The sequence below is a fragment of the Rhodoplanes azumiensis genome, from assembly GCF_042682915.1.
In the GTDB taxonomy this organism is placed as follows: domain Bacteria; phylum Pseudomonadota; class Alphaproteobacteria; order Rhizobiales; family Xanthobacteraceae; genus Rhodoplanes; species Rhodoplanes azumiensis.
The window spans coordinates 1-17,924 of record NZ_JBHUIW010000046.1 but is presented as its reverse complement, the minus strand read 5'-3'; the positions used below and the strand labels follow the sequence as shown (position 1 = coordinate 17,924).

At 71.4% G+C, this 17,924-nt stretch carries 14 protein-coding genes; 11 read left to right on the top strand and 3 right to left on the bottom strand.

The window, feature by feature from the left end; all coding sequences use genetic code 11:
* Positions 1-284: 284 nt before the first annotated feature.
* From bchI to ACFSOX_RS23025, 9 genes are all read left to right on the top strand, one after another.
* Entirely contained in the window at positions 285-1,307 is a 1,023-nt protein-coding gene (gene bchI, locus ACFSOX_RS23065) for a magnesium chelatase ATPase subunit I (protein ID WP_378480175.1), read from the top strand.
* Complete coding sequence (locus ACFSOX_RS23060; protein ID WP_378480174.1) at positions 1,304-3,118, top strand: magnesium chelatase subunit D; 1,815 nt, start codon at positions 1,304-1,306, stop codon at positions 3,116-3,118. The genes bchI and ACFSOX_RS23060 overlap by 4 nt, the downstream gene beginning before the upstream one ends.
* Positions 3,119-3,429: 311 nt before the next feature.
* The gene (locus ACFSOX_RS23055; RefSeq protein ID WP_378480176.1) at positions 3,430-4,515 is read left to right on the top strand and encodes an alpha/beta fold hydrolase; all 1,086 of its coding nucleotides are present in this window, start codon (positions 3,430-3,432) and stop codon (positions 4,513-4,515) included.
* 243 nt (positions 4,516-4,758) lie between these two features.
* Positions 4,759-5,829 carry a class 1 fructose-bisphosphatase gene (locus ACFSOX_RS23050; protein ID WP_378480173.1) on the top strand — a complete coding sequence of 357 codons (1,071 nt, stop codon included), beginning with the start codon at positions 4,759-4,761 and terminating at the stop codon, positions 5,827-5,829.
* Positions 5,830-6,112: 283 nt separating this feature from the next.
* Entirely contained in the window at positions 6,113-7,000 is an 888-nt protein-coding gene (gene bchO / locus ACFSOX_RS23045) for an alpha/beta fold hydrolase BchO (RefSeq protein ID WP_378480172.1), read from the top strand.
* A gap of 360 nt (positions 7,001-7,360) precedes the next feature.
* The gene (locus tag ACFSOX_RS23040; RefSeq protein ID WP_378480171.1) at positions 7,361-8,593 is read left to right on the top strand and encodes an argininosuccinate synthase; all 1,233 of its coding nucleotides are present in this window, start codon (positions 7,361-7,363) and stop codon (positions 8,591-8,593) included.
* 267 nt (positions 8,594-8,860) lie between these two features.
* Positions 8,861-9,262, top strand: coding sequence for a 6-pyruvoyl trahydropterin synthase family protein (locus ACFSOX_RS23035; RefSeq protein ID WP_378480170.1), 402 nt, complete (start codon positions 8,861-8,863; stop codon positions 9,260-9,262).
* Positions 9,259-10,425 (top strand): glycosyltransferase family 4 protein, encoded by a 1,167-nt coding sequence (locus ACFSOX_RS23030; RefSeq protein WP_378480169.1) that lies wholly within the window; start codon positions 9,259-9,261, stop codon positions 10,423-10,425. The genes ACFSOX_RS23035 and ACFSOX_RS23030 overlap by 4 nt, the downstream gene beginning before the upstream one ends.
* Entirely contained in the window at positions 10,422-11,288 is an 867-nt protein-coding gene (locus ACFSOX_RS23025) for a class I SAM-dependent methyltransferase (protein ID WP_378480168.1), read from the top strand. Before ACFSOX_RS23030 ends, ACFSOX_RS23025 begins: the two co-directional genes overlap by 4 nt.
* Here ACFSOX_RS23025 and ACFSOX_RS23020 read toward each other — a convergent pair.
* Positions 11,195-12,064: a RibD family protein gene (locus ACFSOX_RS23020; RefSeq protein ID WP_378480167.1), complete on the bottom strand. Its 870-nt coding sequence runs from the start codon at positions 12,062-12,064 to the stop codon at positions 11,195-11,197. The genes ACFSOX_RS23025 and ACFSOX_RS23020 overlap by 94 nt on opposite strands.
* A gap of 491 nt (positions 12,065-12,555) precedes the next feature.
* Here ACFSOX_RS23020 and ACFSOX_RS23015 point away from each other — a divergent pair, with 491 nt between their 5' ends.
* Positions 12,556-14,631, top strand: a complete 2,076-nt coding sequence (locus ACFSOX_RS23015) for a methyl-accepting chemotaxis protein (RefSeq protein ID WP_378480166.1) — start codon at positions 12,556-12,558, stop codon at positions 14,629-14,631.
* A 13-nt stretch (positions 14,632-14,644) separates the two neighbouring features.
* On the opposite strand, the gene ACFSOX_RS23010 is transcribed toward ACFSOX_RS23015, so the two are convergent.
* Together ACFSOX_RS23010 and epmA are read right to left on the bottom strand one after the other, a co-directional pair.
* Positions 14,645-15,775: a lysine-2,3-aminomutase-like protein gene (locus ACFSOX_RS23010; RefSeq protein WP_378480165.1), complete on the bottom strand. Its 1,131-nt coding sequence runs from the start codon at positions 15,773-15,775 to the stop codon at positions 14,645-14,647.
* 240 nt (positions 15,776-16,015) lie between these two features.
* A complete protein-coding gene (gene epmA, locus ACFSOX_RS23005) occupies positions 16,016-17,074 on the bottom strand; it encodes an EF-P lysine aminoacylase EpmA (RefSeq protein WP_378480164.1) in 1,059 nt (352 codons plus the stop codon).
* Positions 17,075-17,284: 210 nt separating this feature from the next.
* Between epmA and efp the strand changes: the two genes are divergently transcribed.
* Positions 17,285-17,851 (top strand): elongation factor P, encoded by a 567-nt coding sequence (gene efp, locus ACFSOX_RS23000; protein WP_378480163.1) that lies wholly within the window; start codon positions 17,285-17,287, stop codon positions 17,849-17,851.
* Positions 17,852-17,924: the final 73 nt, after the last annotated feature.

The following is a 17,924-nucleotide window of genomic DNA, read 5'->3' as shown; positions in this document are numbered from 1 at the left end:
TCCTGCCGCCCCGAGTCAATCCGTCGCAACAAGATCTGTGCATGCCGTAGCGCTGTGCGGGGAGAGGGATATGGCGCCGTGCCCGAACACACGGCCGGCCGATGGGCTGGGCGCGATGTCCAACACCTCTCCGCGGCGACTAATCCCGCGGCCTCCGGGGGCTTACGCATGTTGCGGCGAGTTGACACTCCCTATACTTCTCGGGCCTGACAGATGGCGCGGTCCGTCAACGACCGGCGGCCGGCGCCCGTTTCCCGTATTGCCTCATCGAGATTGGGCCCCTCATGGCATTGGTGTTTCCGTTCTCCGCCATCGTCGGGCAGGACGAGATCAAGCTCGCCCTGCTGATCGCCGCGGTGGATTCCTCCGTCGGCGGCGTGCTCGCCTTCGGCGATCGCGGCACCGGCAAGTCGACCGCGGTGCGCGCGCTCGCGCAGCTCCTGCCGAAGATGAAGGTCGTCGTCGGCTGCCCGTATGCGTGCGACCCGGCGAAGCCGGCCGCGTCGTGCGAGCACTGCCGCGGCACGTCCGAGGCCGAGCTGAAGAGCCGCCAGGTGCCGGTGCCGGTGGTCGATCTCCCGCTCGGCGCCACCGAGGACCGGGTCGTCGGCGCCCTCGACCTCGAGCGGGCCCTCACCCAAGGCGTCAAGGCGTTCGAGCCCGGGCTGCTCGCCCGCGCCCATCGCGGCTTCCTCTACATCGACGAGGCGAACCTCCTGGAGGACCACCTGGTCGACCTGCTGCTCGACGTCGCCGCCTCGGGCGAGAACGTGGTCGAGCGCGAGGGCCTGTCGATTCGGCATCCGGCCAAGTTCGTGCTGGTCGGCACCGGCAACCCGGAGGAGGGCGAGCTGCGCCCGCAGCTCCTCGATCGCTTCGGCCTGTCGGTCGAGGTGCGCACGCCCGAGGATCTGCCGACCCGCATCGAGGTGGTGCGCCGGCGCGATGCCTTCGAGCGCGACCCCGAGGCCTTCATCGCCAAGTGGAAGAAGGAGGACGACAAGCTCCGCCGCAAGATTCTCGCGGCGCGTGAGCGGGTGTCGTCCGTCAAGGTGCCGGACGCGACCCTGGAGAGCGCCGCGAAGCTCTGCATGGGGCTCGGCACCGACGGCCTGCGCGGCGAATTGACCCTGATCCGGGCGGCGCGTGCGCTCGCCGCCTACGAGGGCGACGCCAGCGTCGGCGACAAGCACCTCAAGCGGGTGGCGCCGTCGGCGCTGCGCCACCGCCTGCGCCGCAACCCGCTCGACGAGGCGGGCTCGACCGTGCGGGTCGAGCGCGCGCTGGCGGAGCATTTCGCGGCATGACCGATCCGGCCGAGACCGCTGCGCCCGAACGGTCCCCCTGGGCCGACGCGGTCCTGGCGGCGGCGCTGTTCGCGGTCGATCCGGCCGGCACGGTCGGTGTCGCGCTGCGCTCGCTCCCGGGGCTGGCCCGCGACCGCTGGCTGCTGACGCTCCGACAGCTGCTGCCGGAGGGCGCGCCGGTGCGCCGGCTGCCGCATCACGTCGGCGACAGCCGCCTGCTCGGCGGGCTCGACCTCGCCGCGACCTTGCGGGCCGGCCGGCCGATCGCCGAGCGCGGCATCTTGACGGAAACAGACGGCGGCGTGCTGATCGCCGCCATGGCGGAGCGAATGTCGGCCGGCACGGCGGCCCGCATCGGCGCCGTGCTGGACAATGGTGGCGTCACGGTCGAGCGCGACGGCATCGCGATCGACGCGCCGACCCGGTTCGGCATCGTCGCCCTCGACGAGGGCATGACCGAGGACGAGCAGCCGCCGACGGCGCTCGCCGACCGCCTCGCCTTCCGCCTGAACTTCGAGGGCGTCTCGGCCGAGCCGCCCGCGGACGACGCGCCGGATGCCGACGACATCGCGACGGCGCGTGAAAGGCTCGACGGCATCGTGGCGCGCGACGACGTGGTCGAGGCGCTGTGCGGCACGGCGCTGTCGCTCGGCGTCTGGTCGCTGCGCGCGCCCCTGCAGGCGCTCGCGGTCGCGCGCGCCCATGCGGCCCTGATGGGCCGCGACGAGATCGCCAAGGAGGATGCGGCCGTCGCCGCCCGCCTGGTGCTGGCGCCGCGCGCCACCCGCCTGCCGCTGCCGCCGCCCGAGGAGGAGACGCCGCCCGACGACCAGCAGCAGGACGAGCCGCCGCCGCCGGATGGCAAGAACGAGGAGCAGGAGAACGTCGAGGACCGGCCGCTCGAGGACATGATCCTCGACGCCGCCAAGGCGGCGATCCCGTCCGGGCTTCTCGAGCAGCTCCGCCTGCAGGGCCGCATCAAGCCGCGCATCCCGTCGACGGGCCGGGCCGGCCACCTTCAGAAGACCAAGCTGCGCGGACGCCCGGCGGGCGTGCGGCGCGGCGAGCCGCGCGCGGGCGGCGCCCGGCTCAATCTCATCGAGACACTGCGGGCCGCGGCGCCCTGGCAGCCGCTGCGCCGGCGCGAGCGGGCGCTGGCGGGCGAGACGGAGCGCTCCGCCCGCATCGAGGTGCGCAAGGACGACTTCCGCATCACCCGCTTCAAGCAGAAGACCGAGACGGCGACGATCTTTGTGGTCGATGCCTCCGGCTCGTCGGCCCTGCACCGGCTCGCCGAGGCGAAGGGCGCGGTCGAGCTGCTGCTCGCCGACTGCTACGTCCGCCGCGACCAGGTCGCCATGGTGTCGTTCCGCGGCAAGGTCGCCGAGATCCTGCTGCCGCCGACCCGATCCCTCGTCCGGGCCAAGCGCAATCTCGCGGGGCTCCCGGGCGGCGGCGGCACGCCGCTCGCCTGCGGCATCGACCTCGCCGTGGCGCTGGCCGACCAGATTCGCAGAAAAGGGCAGACGCCGTTCATCATCCTGTTGACCGACGGCTCCGCCAACATCGCCCGCGACGGCTCGCCCGGCCGGCCCAAGGCCGAGGAGGACGCGCTCGCCTCGGCCCGCCTGCTGCGCGCCGCCGGCCTGACCGCGCTCCTCGTCGACACGGCGCCGCATCCCCGTCCGCTCGCCCGAAAAATCGCTGCCGAGATGGACGCCATGTACCTGCCGCTGCCCTATGCGGACGCGGCGGCGATCTCGGGCGCCGTCAAGGCCGTCTCGCCGCCCCGCGAGTCGCTCGCGGGGTAGGGGCCGGCCCGGCATCGTAGGGTGGGCAAAGGCGGGCCGCAGGGCCCGCCGTGCCCACGCGGTCATAGTCTGCAAACTCAGTACGCCTCATCGTTCGATATGACGGACGGCGTGGGCACGGCGCGTCCCGCGGCATTTGCCCACCCTACAGTCTAGAGCCTCTTCCCGCGCCCGACGCGGCCGAATCCTCCCCACCGACAGAACCAACCGCCCTCGCCGGTCGTTAAAGAGATGTTCGGGCGCGACCGCGACCGCCAGCCGGGGGTTTTTCCATGCCGATCAAGTCGACGCTCGCCCGCCGCCCGCTGCCGATGCATCGCGGGATCAATGCGGGCCGGCGCGGCACTGGCGTCGGCTGGGTCCGCGGGCTCGCCGCCGTGCCGGCCGTCGCGGCGTTCGGCTGGATCGCCGTCAGCGCCTTCCTGATCCCCAAGAAGGTACGGATGCCGCCGGCCCTGCCGGGCGACCAGCGCGACATGGAGTCGATCGCCGGCCGGCTGAGCTATTACGTCGACGGTCCCGCCCCGACCACGGCGCCCGCCGCCGAGGCGGCCGCGACGGCCGAGACCGACCTGCCGCCGCTCCTGCTGATCCACAGCGTCAATGCCGCCGCCTCGGCCTACGAGGTCAAGCCGCTCTACGAGGCGGCGCGGACCCGGCGCCCGGTCTACGCCCTCGACCTGCCGGGCTTCGGCTTCTCCGAGCGCAGCGATCGCGACTACACGCCGCGCCTGATGACCGACGCCGTGCTGGCCATGGTGGAGGAGATCAAGCGCATTCACGGCGACCGGCCGATCGACGCCGTCGCCCTGTCGCTCGGCTCGGAATTTTTGGCCCGCGCCGCCGCCGAGGCGCCGGCGGCCTTCCGCAGCGTCGCCTTCGTGAGCCCGACCGGGCTCGACTCGCGCGGACCCTATTACGGGCCGCCCGGCAGCACCCGCGGCAGCACGGCGCTGCGCGGCGCCTTCTCGTTCCCGGTGTGGGGGCGCGCCGTCTTCGATCTGCTCACCGTCCGACCGAGCATCCGCTTCTTCCTGGAGAAGACCTGGGGCTCCAAGGCGATCGACGAGGGGGTTTGGACTTACGCCTACCTCACCACCCATCAGCCGGGCGCCGAGCACGCGCCGTTCTGGTTCGTCGGCGGGCTCCTGTTCAGCCGGGACATCACCCGCGTCTACGAGCAGCTCGGCCTGCCCGTGCTGGTCGTCCACGGGACGCGCGGTGACTTTGTCGACTACGGACAGCTCGACAATCTTGGGCGCCGGCCCAACTGGTCCGTGAAAGTGTTCGACACGGGCGCCTTCCCGCATTTCGAGCGGCCGGGCGATTTTGCCCGTGTCTACGACCAGTTCGTGACCGGCCTCGTGCCGACCGAGCAGACGGTGCCTGCGGGATGAGCGTGGCGCGCGGTCGTGCGCACAGCGCCTCCGCCTCCGCCGCGCGATCACGCCCGACATAGCGCGTGTGATGCAACATAAACGTGGTCTTCTCGGGGGCTCGGGACTATAATTCGCGCCGACGCGAGCAAGCGATGCCGGCGGATCTCCGACAAGCCGGCAACCGGCGCCTCCCCGCTCGAACCTTCCCGCTTGCAGCCTGCTCGTCGTGGACGTTATGAGTTGACGATTGGGAGACCGATGATGCTCACCGATCACACGACGCTGTCTCAATTCCTCATCGAAGAACGGCGCAGATTCCCCGAAGCCACCGGCGATTTCAGTGCCCTGATCATCGATGTCGGTCTCGCCTGCAAGGCGATCGCCCGGCGGGTGGCCAACGGCGCGCTCGGCGGTGCGCTCGGCCAGGCCGGCACCACCAACATCCAGGGCGAGACGCAGCAGAAGCTCGACGTCATCGCCAACGACGTGTTCATCCGCGCCAACGAGTGGGGCGGCCAGCTCGCCGGCATGGCGTCGGAGGAGATGGACATGCCGTGGGCGATCCCGCCCCGCTATCCTCGCGGCAAGTATCTCCTGCTGTTCGATCCGCTCGACGGCTCGTCCAACATCGACGTCAACGCGCCGGTGGGCAGCATCTTCTCGATTCTGCGCGCGCCCAATCCCGGCGTCGAGCCGCGGCCCGAGGATTTCCTGCAACCCGGCGTCAAGCAGGTCTGCGCCGGTTACGCGATCTACGGACCGTCGACCATGCTGGTGCTGACCGTCGGCACCGGCGTGCACGGCTTCACGCTCGATCCGCAGCTCGGCGAGTTCATCCTGACGCATCCGCGCATCAAGATGCCGCCGACCACCCAGGAGTTCGCCATCAACGCGTCGAACGCGCGGTTCTGGGAGCCGGCCGTGAAGCGCTACGTGGACGAGTGCCTGCAGGGTCAGCCCGGACCACGCGGAAAAGACTTCAACATGCGGTGGATCGCCTCGCTGGTGGCCGACTGTCACCGCATCCTGATCCGCGGCGGCGTGTTCATGTATCCGCGCGACACACGCGATCCCAGCAAGCCCGGCAAGCTGCGGCTGATGTACGAGGCGAACCCGATCGCGCTGATCGCCGAGCAGGCCGGCGGCATGGCGATCACGGGCCAGGACCGCATCCTCGACATCAAGCCGACCAAGCTGCACCAGCGCATCGCCCTGATCTTCGGATCGCGCGAGGAGGTGGAGCGGATCGAGGCCTATCACCGCGATCACTCCGGCCGTGACTTCGCCACGCCGAAGTTCAAGCCCGACGAGCTGTTCCAGACGGCGAAGTGAGCCGTGCGCAGGACCGCCGGCCGGCCCGAGGGCCGACCGGTGCGACCCAGGGGGCTTTTCAGTCGATGATCCGGGCCGGGCCCGGCGGCGTAATTTTTCGGCGATGACGTCGACGTGTCGGTCGTGCGCAGAGGCCGGTCGTCGACATGGGTCGGTCGTGAAATTGGTTCGACGGTGAGAACCGTTCGATCGTGAGCGTTTTCGATCGTGAGCGTTTTCGATCGTGAGCGTTTTCGCTTCTGCGCGTTTTCGGTCGTGACGTTCCAGAGCATGACGTTTCGGGATGAGTGATCGTCTGGCGTGGGAGCGGGACGGCCGCGACTGGCCGAACCGCAGTGCGAGCCGCTTCGTCGAGGCGGGCGGGATCCACTGGCACGTCCAGCAGGCCGGGCAGGGGCCGGTGCTGCTGCTGCTCCACGGCACCGGCGCCGCGACCCATTCGTTCGCCGGCATGATCCCGCGGCTCGCCGAAACATTCACCGTGGTGGCGCCCGATCTGCCCGGCCACGGCTTCACCCGCACCACCGACGATTCCAGCCTGTCGCTGCCCGGCATGGCGGCGGCCGTGCGATCGCTACTCGATGCGCTCGGCGTCGATCCGCTCCTGGTCGCCGGCCACTCGGCCGGGGCCGCCGTGCTGATCCGCATGACGATCGACGGCACGCTGGCGCCGCGCGGCATCGTGGCGATCAACGGCGCCCTGATGCCGTTCCGCGGCGTCGCCGGCCACACCTTCGCACCGATCGCCCGGGTGCTGGCCTCCAACACGCTCACGGCGCGGGCGTTCGCCTGGTGGGCCGAGGGGCGCGGCCCGATCCGCGGCATCCTGAACTCGACCGGCTCGACCATCTCGCCCGAGGGCGAGGAGTTCTATGCCCGCCTCGCTCGCAACCCGCACCATGTCCATGCTGCCCTGGTGATGATGGCGAACTGGGATCTCGACCGCCTCACCGCCGACCTGCCGCGGCTCGCCGTGCCGCTCCTCTTGATCGCCGGCGGCCGCGACGGCACGGTGCCGCCCGACGAATCCTTCCAGGCGCGCGACCGCGTGCCGGGCTCCCGCGTCGTCTGCCTGCGCACGCTCGGCCACCTCGCCCACGAGGAGAAGCCGGCCGAGATTTCTGGGCTGATCACGGAGTTCTGGGGCGAGGTCGGGACGAAGGCGCGCTGAGGGGAGGGCCCGTCATTCCAGGGCGCGGCGAAGCCGCGAACCCGGAATCCAGCGGCAGTCTCGGAATGTGTGGCTGGATTCCGGGTCCGGCGCTCTGGCCGGCCCGGAATGCCCGAGCAAGCCTTCGCCCGCGCCCCGGGACGACTGGGGTCGAGGCCGCGTGCATCCCTCGCCCCCGACAACCTGCTCGGCGACCCGCCCGGTCCGACCGCACCGCCGGCAACGCTGCCGCCCGCGCCCCTCGGCTTGCACGGCGGCGCCGTCCGCCTATAGTCCGCCGCGATTTTTCACGAGACGCCGACAAAGGCCCCGGAGCGCCGCGGCCGTCGGCACGAGGAGCGGCCGTCCGGCCGAGAGGGCATGGCGAAGAGCGACGTCAAGAAGGTGGTGCTGGCCTATTCGGGCGGTCTCGACACCTCGATCATCCTGAAGTGGCTGCAGACGACCTACGGCTGCGAGGTCGTCACCTTCACGGCCGATCTCGGCCAGGGCGAGGAGCTGGAGCCGGCCCGCCAGAAGGCGCTGCTGCTCGGCATCAAGCCGGAGAACATCTTCATCGAGGATCTGCGCGAAGAGTTCGTGCGCGACTACGTGTTCCCGATGTTCCGGGCCAATGCGGTGTACGAGGGCCAGTATCTGCTCGGCACCTCGATCGCGCGCCCGCTGATCGGCAAGAAGCAGATCGAGATCGCCGAGCAAGTCGGCGCCGACGCGGTCTGTCACGGCGCCACCGGCAAGGGCAACGACCAGGTCCGCTTCGAGCTCGCCTACTACGCGCTGAAGCCGGACGTGAAGGTGATCGCGCCGTGGCGCGAGTGGGATCTCACCTCGCGCACGAAGCTGATCGAGTTCGCCGAGCAGCATCAGATCCCGATCGCCAAGGACAAGCGCGGCGAGGCGCCGTTCTCGACCGACGCCAATCTCCTGCACACGTCCTCCGAGGGCAAGGTGCTGGAGGATCCCGCGCAGGACGTGCCGGACTACGTCTACAGCCGCACCGTCGCTCCCGAGGACGCGCCCGATCACGCGACGTTCCTGACCGTCGACTTCGAGCGCGGCGACGCGGTGGCGATCGACGGCGTCAAGCTCTCGCCGGCGACGCTGCTGGCCAAGCTCAACGATCTCGGCCGCGTCAACGGCATCGGCCGGCTCGATCTGGTCGAGAACCGCTACGTCGGCATGAAGTCGCGCGGCATGTACGAGACGCCCGGCGGCACCATCCTGCTCGCCGCGCATCGCGGCATCGAATCGATCACGCTCGACCGCGGCGCCGCTCACCTGAAGGACGAGCTGATGCCGAAATATGCCGAGCTCGTCTACAACGGCTTCTGGTTCGCGCCCGAACGCGAGATGCTGCAGGTCGCGATCGACAAGAGCCAGGAGTTCGTCACCGGCCGGGTGCGGCTCAAGCTCTACAAGGGCAACGTGACGGTGGTCGGCCGCGAGAGCCCGTACTCGCTCTACGATCAGGAGCTGGTCACGTTCGAAGAGGGCGCGGTCGCCTACGACCAGCACGACGCCCAGGGCTTCATCAAGCTCAACGCGCTGCGCCTGCGCACGCTGGGCCAGCGCAGGAAGCGCATGGGGACGTGAGGGCAGGCCCGTCGTGGCTCACCCCCCTCCCGTCGCGCTTCGCGCGACACCCTCCCCCACAAGGGGGGAGGGAACGCTAGAATCGAAACGCCTCAGCAAGATCACGTCTCTGCTTGCGTGGCGGTGAGCGCCGCGACGGGCCTGCTCCCTCCCCCCTTGTGGGGGAGGGTCGGGGAGGGGGGTGAGCCCGGAGCGCGGCGTCGAGACGGCTCTCCCTCGCGGGCGGTCTTCGGCTAATCTGGCGCCCCCGAACCGGAGGCCGCGCCCGTGTATGCCGTCGAAGTCCGTCATCACATCATGATCGCCCACTCGTTCCGAGGCGCCGTGTTCGGCCCGGCGCAGGCGCTGCACGGCGCGACCTTCGTGGTCGACGCGGCGATCCTCGCCGAGACGCTCGACCAGAACGGGATCGTGGTCGACATCGGCCGGCTCGACGAGGCCCTGAAGGCCGTGCTGGCGCCGTTGAACTACAAGAATCTCGACGACGTTCCGGCGTTCGCCGGCAAGAACACGACGACCGAGTTTTTGACCCGCCACGTCCACGAAAAGCTCGCCGAAGTCGCCCGGTCGGGCGGACTCGGGCGCGACGGCCGCGAGCTCCACGCGATCCGCGTCACCATCTCCGAATCGCACGTCGCCCGCGCCTGGTACGAGGCGCCGCTGTGGTGAGCGCCGCGTCGGCGAAGCGCCTCGTCTTCGCCGTGCCGGGCGATCTCGACACGCCGACCGGCGGCTACGGCTACGACAGGCGGCTGATCGCCGAGCTACGCGCCGCCGGCTGGAGCGTCGACGTGCTGTCGCTCGGCGACGGCTTTCCTTGGCCCGACGACACGACCCGCGCGTCCGCCGTCGCGATGCTCGACGCGGTCGCCGCCGGCACGCCCGTGATCGTCGACGGTCTCGCCTTCGGGGCGCTGCCGGAGCTCGCCGCGACGGTGTGCCACCGCGTGCCGGTGGTCGCGCTGGTGCATCATCCGCTGGCGCTCGAGGCCGGCGTGTCTCCGGCCCAGGCCGAGGCGTTGCAGCGGAGCGAGCGCGCCGCGCTCGCCGGGGCTCGTGCCGTGATCGTCACCAGCCCGGCGACGGCGCGCAGCGTCGCCGCCGACTACGGTGTCGCGCCGGATCGCATCGCAGTCGCGGTGCCGGGCACCGACAGGCCGGCCCGCTTCTTGCCTGACAAGGTCGACTCATCGCGTCATCTTGCCGGTGACGATCGGCTTGGCGGCGATGACCGACCGGCAAATTTGATCTCGGTCGGGTCGCTGGTGCCGCGCAAGGGCTACGATGTTCTGATCGAGGCGCTGGCTCGGCTGCGGGCTGTCGACTGGCGCCTCGTCATCGTCGGGCCGCAGGATCGTGATCCGATGACGGCTGCGGCGGTGACAGCGTCGATCGCGGCCCGCGGTCTCGGGGATCGCGTGACGCTGGCCGGCACCGTCTCGGCGGACCGGCTCGCGGCGCTTTACGCGGAGGCCGACCTGTTCGTGTCGGCGTCGCTGTTCGAGGGATACGGGATGGCGTTCGCGGAAGCGACCAGCTTCGGGCTGCCGGTGGTCGGGACGACGGGCGGAGCGATCCCCGACACGGTTCCGCCGGGCGCCGGAATTCTGGTTCCGCCGGGCGATGTCGCGGCGCTCGCGTCGGCGCTGCGCGACGTGATCGCGACGCCGGGGACGCGGGCGCGGCTCGCCGCCGCGGCGCGGGCCGCCGCCGAGACGTTGCCGCGCTGGACCGACACGGCCCGCATCGTCGCGGCGACGCTCGACGCCGTGATGCGCGACGAGCCGACGACCGAACCAAGGAAGACCGCCGGAGCCGGAACCGACCCGTGAGCAGCTTCAGCGCAGACTGGCTCGAACGCCGCGAGCCGCACGACCGGAAGGCCCGCAATCCGGCCGTGCTGGAGGCGCTGCGACGCTGTTTTGCGCAGGAGACCTCGGTCACCATCGTCGACCTCGCCTGCGGCACCGGCTCGACCCTGCGGGCGCTCTCCGGCCTGCTGCCCCGCCATCAGCACTGGCGGCTGGTCGACAACGATCTCGGGCTGCTGGCGCGGGCCAAGGGGGCCGCCGAGGCGATGGCGGGCGGCCCGCGCGTCACCGTCACGGCTGTCGACCTCGCTCGCGACATCGAGACCGCGCTCGACGGGCCGATCGATCTGGTCGCCACCTCGGCGTTCCTGGATCTCGTCTCGCAGGACTGGCTGGAGCGGCTGGTCACCGAGGTCGCGGTGCGCCGGCTGCCGTTCTATGCGGCGCTCTCCTACGACGGCCGGGTGACGCTCGACCCCGCCGACGATGCCGACGCCACCATCGTGTCGGCCTTCAACCGCCATCAGTCGACCGACAAGGGGTTCGGCCCGGCGCTCGGTCCGGCGGCCGTCGGCGAGCTGGTGCGGCGCTTCGATCGCCTCGGCTACGAGGTGGTGCAGGGCCTGTCCGACTGGGTGATCGGGGCGCGCGACCCGATCTTCGGCGACGTCGTCGCCTCGCTCGCCGGGGCGGCCCGCGAGCTGGTCGGCGTCCCGCAGGCGACCATCGACGCCTGGGTGCGGCGACGCACCGGCCTCGCCATGGTCGGCCGCTCGACCATCCGGATCGGTCACCGCGACGTGTTCGCGAGGCCCACCGGCACGTCCGGAGCTTCCGGCGTCGCCGGTCCGACCGGGAGCGCCGGTCCGACCGGACGGCGCTGAGCCGAGAGATCGCAATCGAACAGCACCTCGTCGCCGAGCGGGACGGTGCGCACCCGCGGGCGCAGCGCGTCCTCGGCGTCGGCGATGGGCGGCAGCGTGCAGCCCGGCCGGCCGGAGCCGAGGATGATCGGCGCGACCGTCACGTGCAGCCGGTCGAGGCAGCCGGCGGCGAGAAAGCGCGACAGCGTGTCGGCGCCACCTTCGATCAGGATGCGGCGGAATCCCGCGGCCGCCAGCGCCCCTAGGATCGCGGCCGGCTCCAGGCGACCCTCGGTCGCCGGCACCACGAGGCGCTCGACGCCGTCCGGCAGCGGTGCCGCGTCGGCGTCCGGCGCGGCCGCCGAGGTCACCACGATCCGGCGGACGCCGTCGTCGGCGAGCAGTCGCGCGTCGGCGTGGAGGCGGCCGTGCGGATCGATCACGACCCGGGCCGGGTCGGGACCGGCGACATGGCGGACCGTGAGCCGGGGGTCGTCGCACAGCACGGTGCCGACGCCGACCACCACGGCGTCGACCACGGCGCGCAGGCGATGCAGATGAGCGAGGCCGGCCGCGCCGTTGATGTATTCGAGCCGGCCGCCGACCGTGGCGATGCGACCGTCGAGCGATTGGCCGATCTGGCCGATCACCATCAGGGCGTCGACGCTGCCGGTGCGTAGCGGCCCGAACAACGGCTCGAACTCCGGCGGCAGCGGCGCGCCGCGGCGCACGGCCGGCGGGACGGCCGACCAAACGTCGGCCGGGGCCTCACCGAGCGAGAAGCACGAGGGATCCAAACGCGCGTTCCGATCTCGAGACATCACGGACAGGCGGCACGGGCAGGCGGCACGGGCAGACGGCATGGTCCGGCGACACGGCCCGCCGACGGCCCGGACGGCAACGCCGGACGGGCCCGGCCGTTTCCACGCGATGCATCCGCAGCGGACCGTGGAGCCTCAGAACTCTATCTCGGTCTGTCGTGGCGGCTCAATGACCGTCATGGCGTGTCCGCCGGGCCACCGACGCGGCGCCACGTCGCAGCACCACGTCGCAGCACCACGTCGCAGCACGCCGCTTCGCCCGGCCGCGCGAGGCACGCCGCCGCGCATTCTCCATCGATCGGATCGCGAACGCGCCGCATGCGACCTCGTCCGGGGCGGCGCTCGCATTCGGGGGCACAGTATGGCTGTGAAACGTAAATTTAATCCGAGTATTGCAATGTAATCCTGCAAATCTCGAGAATGGATGATCGCTCGAGCCAAAACGAGCTCGTTGGTAGGGGCAACCGATGACAGACGTGCGTGTCCGGCGCGGCCGGATGACCATCGGAATGCGCTTCGGGGCCGCGATCACGGCCAGTGTCGTCCTTGCGGTTGCCGCGACGACGGCGAGCAATCTGTGGCTGTCAACCCGCATGTCCGAGCAGGCTGCGGCCCGCGAGCTCGGGGTGCTGCAGGCGTTCTTCTCGGGGCGACTCGCCGAGGATGCGGCGCGGGCGATCTCGCTCGCCGACAGCCTCGCCCTCAACTCGGCGATTCAAGGCGCTTTCGCGGCGCGCGACCGGGCGGCGCTCCATGCGATGCTGGTGCCCGGCTTCAAGGCCCTGAAGGACCGTCACGGCATCGTGCAGCTGCAGTTCCACACCGCGCCGGCGACCACGTTCCTGCGCGTGCATCAGAATCCGGAGAAGTTCGGGGACGATCTCAGCGCGTTCCGGCACACCGTCGTCGAGGTTGCCCGCACCGGCAGGTCGGTCTCCGGCCTGGAGAGCGGCGTCGCCGGGCTCGGCATCCGTGGCGTCGTGCCGGTCTCGCACGACGGGCGACAGGTCGGCACGGTCGAGATCGGCATGTCGTTCGGCAAGCCGTTCTTCGAGGCGTTCAAGCGCTCGACCGGCGCCGACGTCGCCTTCCTGCTGAAGACGCCGAACGGCTTCGAGACCTATGCGTCGACGTTCCGCGAGCTACCGGCCCTGACGCCGGCCCAGACCGCGGCGGCGCTCGCCGCCCCGTCGGACATGATCACGTTGCCGGTCGCCGGCGCCGAGTACGCCCTCGTCGCGGCGCCGGTGCGCGACTACAAGGGCGAGGCGATCGGCGTCTTCGTGCTCGGCGTCGACCGCAGCGGCGCCGTCGCGGCGCTCGGCGAGGCCCGCACCATCGCGATCGTCATCGGCGCGATCGTTCTCGTGATGACACTCGGCCTCGCGCTGCTGCTCAACCGCGGCATCGTCGGACCGCTGCGCGCGCTCACCGCCGGCATGCGGCGGCTCGCCGACGGCGACTTCGACGTCAAGCTGCCGGGCCTCGGCCGGCGCGACGAGATCGGCGAGGTGGCGGCCGCGGTCGAGGCGTTCAAGATCAAGGCGGTCGAGAAGGCGCATGCCGACGCCGAGCGCGAGGAGCACGCCCGCACCGCGTTGCTCGCCGAGCAGAACCGCAAGATCGAGACGGCGATCACGGCCTTCCGCGACGCCATCGAGGGCGTCGTCACGGCGGTGTCGGACAGCGCCGGCGAGATGCGCACCAATGCGCAGACGATCGACGGCGTCGCGGCGCAGGCCTCGGGCCGCGCCAGCGCCGCCACGGGCGCCTCCGAGCAGGCGGCGCATTCGGTCCAGACCGTCGCGGCGGCGGCCGAGGAGATGTCCGCCTCGGTCGCCGAGATCACCCGCCAGATCGCCCAGGCGACCGCCGTGGTGACGGCCGCGGACGCCAAGACCGGCCGCTCGGTCGCCGAGATCGAGAGCCTCGCGACGATGAGCGAGCGCATCGGCGCGGTCGTCGAGATGATCCAGGCGATCGCGGCGCAGACCAACCTCTTGGCGCTCAATGCGACGATCGAGGCGGCGCGCGCCGGCGAGGCCGGCAAGGGCTTCGCCGTCGTCGCCCAGGAGGTCAAGGCGCTGGCCGGCCAGACCGCCAAGGCGACGGCCGAGATCGCCGGCGAGATCGACGCCATCCAGGCCTCGACCCGCGACGCCGTGGTCGCGGTGCGCGAGGTCGGCGCCGCCATGCAGGAGATCAGCCGGGTGACGGCGACGATCGCCAGCGCTGTCGAGCAGCAGGGCGCGGCGACCCGCGAGATCTCGCAGAACGCCCAGCAGGCGGCGGCCGGTAACGCCACGTTGGCCGGCGACATCGCGGTGGTGAGCGACGCGATCGCCCAGGCGAGCCGCTCGGCCGGTGCCGTGTTCACCACGGCCGAGGCGCTCGCCGGCCACGCGGCGCGGCTGTCCGAGGAGGTCGCGGCGTTTTTCCAGAACCTGCGCACCGGCGCACTCGACCGCCGCCGCGGTGAGAACCCGGACTACACCGGACCCGAGCGGCGCCAGGGGCGCGGCGCCGGAACGCGGGCGGCCTGACCGCCTTCGCTTCTCAGGCCTCGGCTCCGGGTGCGCCGGAGGAGTCGTCCTCCGCCACCGGCTCGGGATCGTCCGGGCCGGGCGGGTAGATGCGGGTGCGGCCCTGCAAGTCCTCGACCTCCCAATGCGCCGGGCCGCCCGGCTCGCAGCCCGTGACCGGCGTCGCATAGGTCGGGCCGACCGGCACCTTGCCGGCGCCGCCCGGCAGATCGAGCACATAGGTCGGCTGGGCGAGGCCGGACACGCGGCCGCGCAGGCGACGCATCAGCACCTGTCCGTCGGCGAGCGTCGTCCTCAGATGCGCCGTGCCGGGCGCGAGGTCGCCGTGGTGCAGATAGTACGGTTTGATCCGCGCGGCGACGAAGCTGCGCATCAGCTCGGCCAAGGTCTTGTCGTCGTCGTTGACGCCCTTCAGGAGCACCGACTGCGACAGCATCGGGAGGCCGGCGTCGATCAGCCGGCCGCAGGCCTTTCGCGCGGCCTCGGTCAGCTCGCGCGGATGGTTGGCGTGCAGCACCACATAGGTCGCCTTGCCGGGAATCGTCAGCGCCTCGACCAACGCCGGCGTCACCGCCTCGGGCATCGCGACCGGCACCCTTGTGTGCACCCGCACGACCTTCACGTGCGGGATGGCGCCGAGCGCCTGGACGACGACGGCGAGCTTGTCGGGCGCCAGGATCAGCGGGTCGCCGCCGGTCAGGATCACCTCGAAGATCTCGCGGCGGCCCCGGATGTAGTCGAGCGCCGCCGTGATCTTCTTCGGCGACAGCGTCGGCCGGCCGCCGGGGCCGACCATGGCGCGGCGGAAGCAGAAGCGGCAGTAGACCGGGCAGACGTGGACGAGCTTGAGCAGCACGCGGTCCGGATAACGGTGGACGACTCCCTCGACCGGGCTCATGGCATCGTCGCCGATCGGATCGAGGCGCTCCTCGGGGGCGGTGTCGAGCTCGGCCGGATCGGGCAGGAACTGGCGGGCGATCGGGTCGTCCGGATCGGCGGGATCGATCAGCGCCGCGATCGCCGGCGACACGGCGACGGCGTAGCGGGCCGCGACCGCGTCGAGGAGCGGCACATCGGCGGGACGCACCAGGCCCGCCGCGGCGAGCTCCTCCGCCGTCCTGAGTGTCTTGCGCTGCGCGGTCATCGGGGGCCTTTCGGCCGCCAGCGATACGCCGGAGCGCCGGCCGCCACAAGGGTGGGGGCGCGGCTCGGCCGTGTCATCGCGCACGGCGCCCGCGCTCCTTCTCCCCGCGCGCGGGGAGAAGGTCGGGATGAGGGGGCGCCGCCGTATCCACGAAACGCCCCCTCACCCGACATCCGCGCGAACCGCGCGGATGTCGACCTCTCCCCGCACGGCGGGGAGAGATCGAGCGGGCGGCATGGCTCACCGGGCCACCGGCGTCCAGATCACCGTCTCGACGCTCGGCGCGCCGGTCGCCAGCATGACCAGGCGGTCGAAGCCGAGCGCGCAGCCGGAGGCCTCGGGCATGATCGTCAGGGCGTCCAGAAAATCCTCGTCGACCGGATAGGCCTCGCCGTAGACGCGCGTCTTCTCGACCATCTCGGCCTCGAAGCGCCGCCGCTGCTCGGCGGCGTCGGTCAGCTCCCCGAACCCGTTGGCGAGCTCGACCCGGCAGACATAGAGCTCGAACCGTTCGGAGACGCGCGGATCGTGCGCGGCGCGCCGCGCCAGCGCCGCCTCGGCGGCCGGGTACTCGGTGAGCACGGTCGGCCGGCCGAGGCCGAGATGCGGCTCGATGCGCTCGACCAGCACGCGGCTGAACACGTCCGACCAGGTGTCGTCGGCGGCGGTGCGGATGCCCGCCGCGGTGGCGGCGGCGACCAGGGCGTCGCGGTCGGTCTCGGCCGCACCGTCGTCGTCGCCGCCCGCGACGGTGGCGAGGAGGTCGATGCCGGCGTAGCAGGCGAAGGCCTCGGCGACGGTGAGGCGCTCGGGCGGCGCGAACGGGTCGGCCTCGGCGCCCCGGAACGCGACGTGCCGCACCCCGGTGGTCTCGCAGGCGAGCGCCAGCAGATCCGCGCAGTCCTGCATCACGGCGGTCCAGGGGGCGCCGGCCCGATACCACTCCAGCATGGTGAACTCGGGGTGGTGGAGGGCGCCGCGCTCGCGGTTGCGGAACACGTGGCCGAAGGCGAAGAGGCGCGGCTCGCCGGCGGCCAGGAGCTTCTTGCAGGCGAACTCGGGCGAGGTGTGGAGGTAGAGCGGCCGCCGGGTCGCGTCGGGGCCGATCGCCTCGGTCGCGAAGGCGTGCAGATGCGCCTCGTTGCCGGGCGACACCTGCAGGGCGGCCGGGTCGACCTCGACGAAATCCTCGGCCGAAAAGCGCGCCCGCACGCCCGCCGCGATGCGGTTGCGGGCGAGAAGCAGCGGCCGACGGTCGGCATGGACGTGCGGCGTCCACCAGGGCGAGGCCGCGGTCATGCCCGGACTCGCGACATTACTCTTTGATCTTCAACGAGAATTTTCGCCTTCACCAGCCCGTCGGGCGGGCCGCCGGCGGGGCGGGACGGTGCCGAAAAGCACTGGCGAACCGCCAAAGGATCAGTATGTTGCACGCGAAACCGCCGGTTCCCGGGATCGTCGCCGCTCCGCGCAGGCGCCCCGGCCTCCCCGCAGCAAGGATCCACGCACGTGAAGGTCATCGCCAGCTCGCTCCGCAAGGGCAACATCGTCGATCTCGACGGCAAGCTCTACGTCGTCCTCACGGCGGAGAACATCCATCCCGGCAAGGGCACCCCGGTGACCCAGCTCGACATGCGCCGGCTCTCCGACGGCGTGAAGTCGTCGCAACGCTACAAGACCACCGACCAGGTCGAGCGCGCCCATGTCGAGGAGCGCGAGTACCAGTATCTCTACCAGGACGGCGACGGCTTCCACTTCATGAACATGGAGAGCTACGAGCAGGTCGCCGCGCCCGAGGACGTGATCGGCGACCTCGCCGTCTATCTGCAGCCCGAGATGAAGTGCAAGCTCTCGGTCCACGAGGGCGTGGTGGTGGCGATCGAGCTGCCGCAGCGCGTGGTGCTCGAGGTGGTCGAGACCGAGCCGGCCATGAAGGGCCAGACGGCGTCGTCGTCCTACAAGCCGGCCGTGCTGTCGAACGGACTGCGCACCGGCGTCCCGCCGCACATCGGCGTCGGCACCCGGATCGTCGTCTCGACCGCCGACGGCACCTATGTCGAGCGCGCGAAGGACTGAGGTTTCCCCGATCCCTCGGTAGCAACCATTAGATTTTGAGTGGTTTAGGAGCTGGGGATTTGTGGACAGGCGA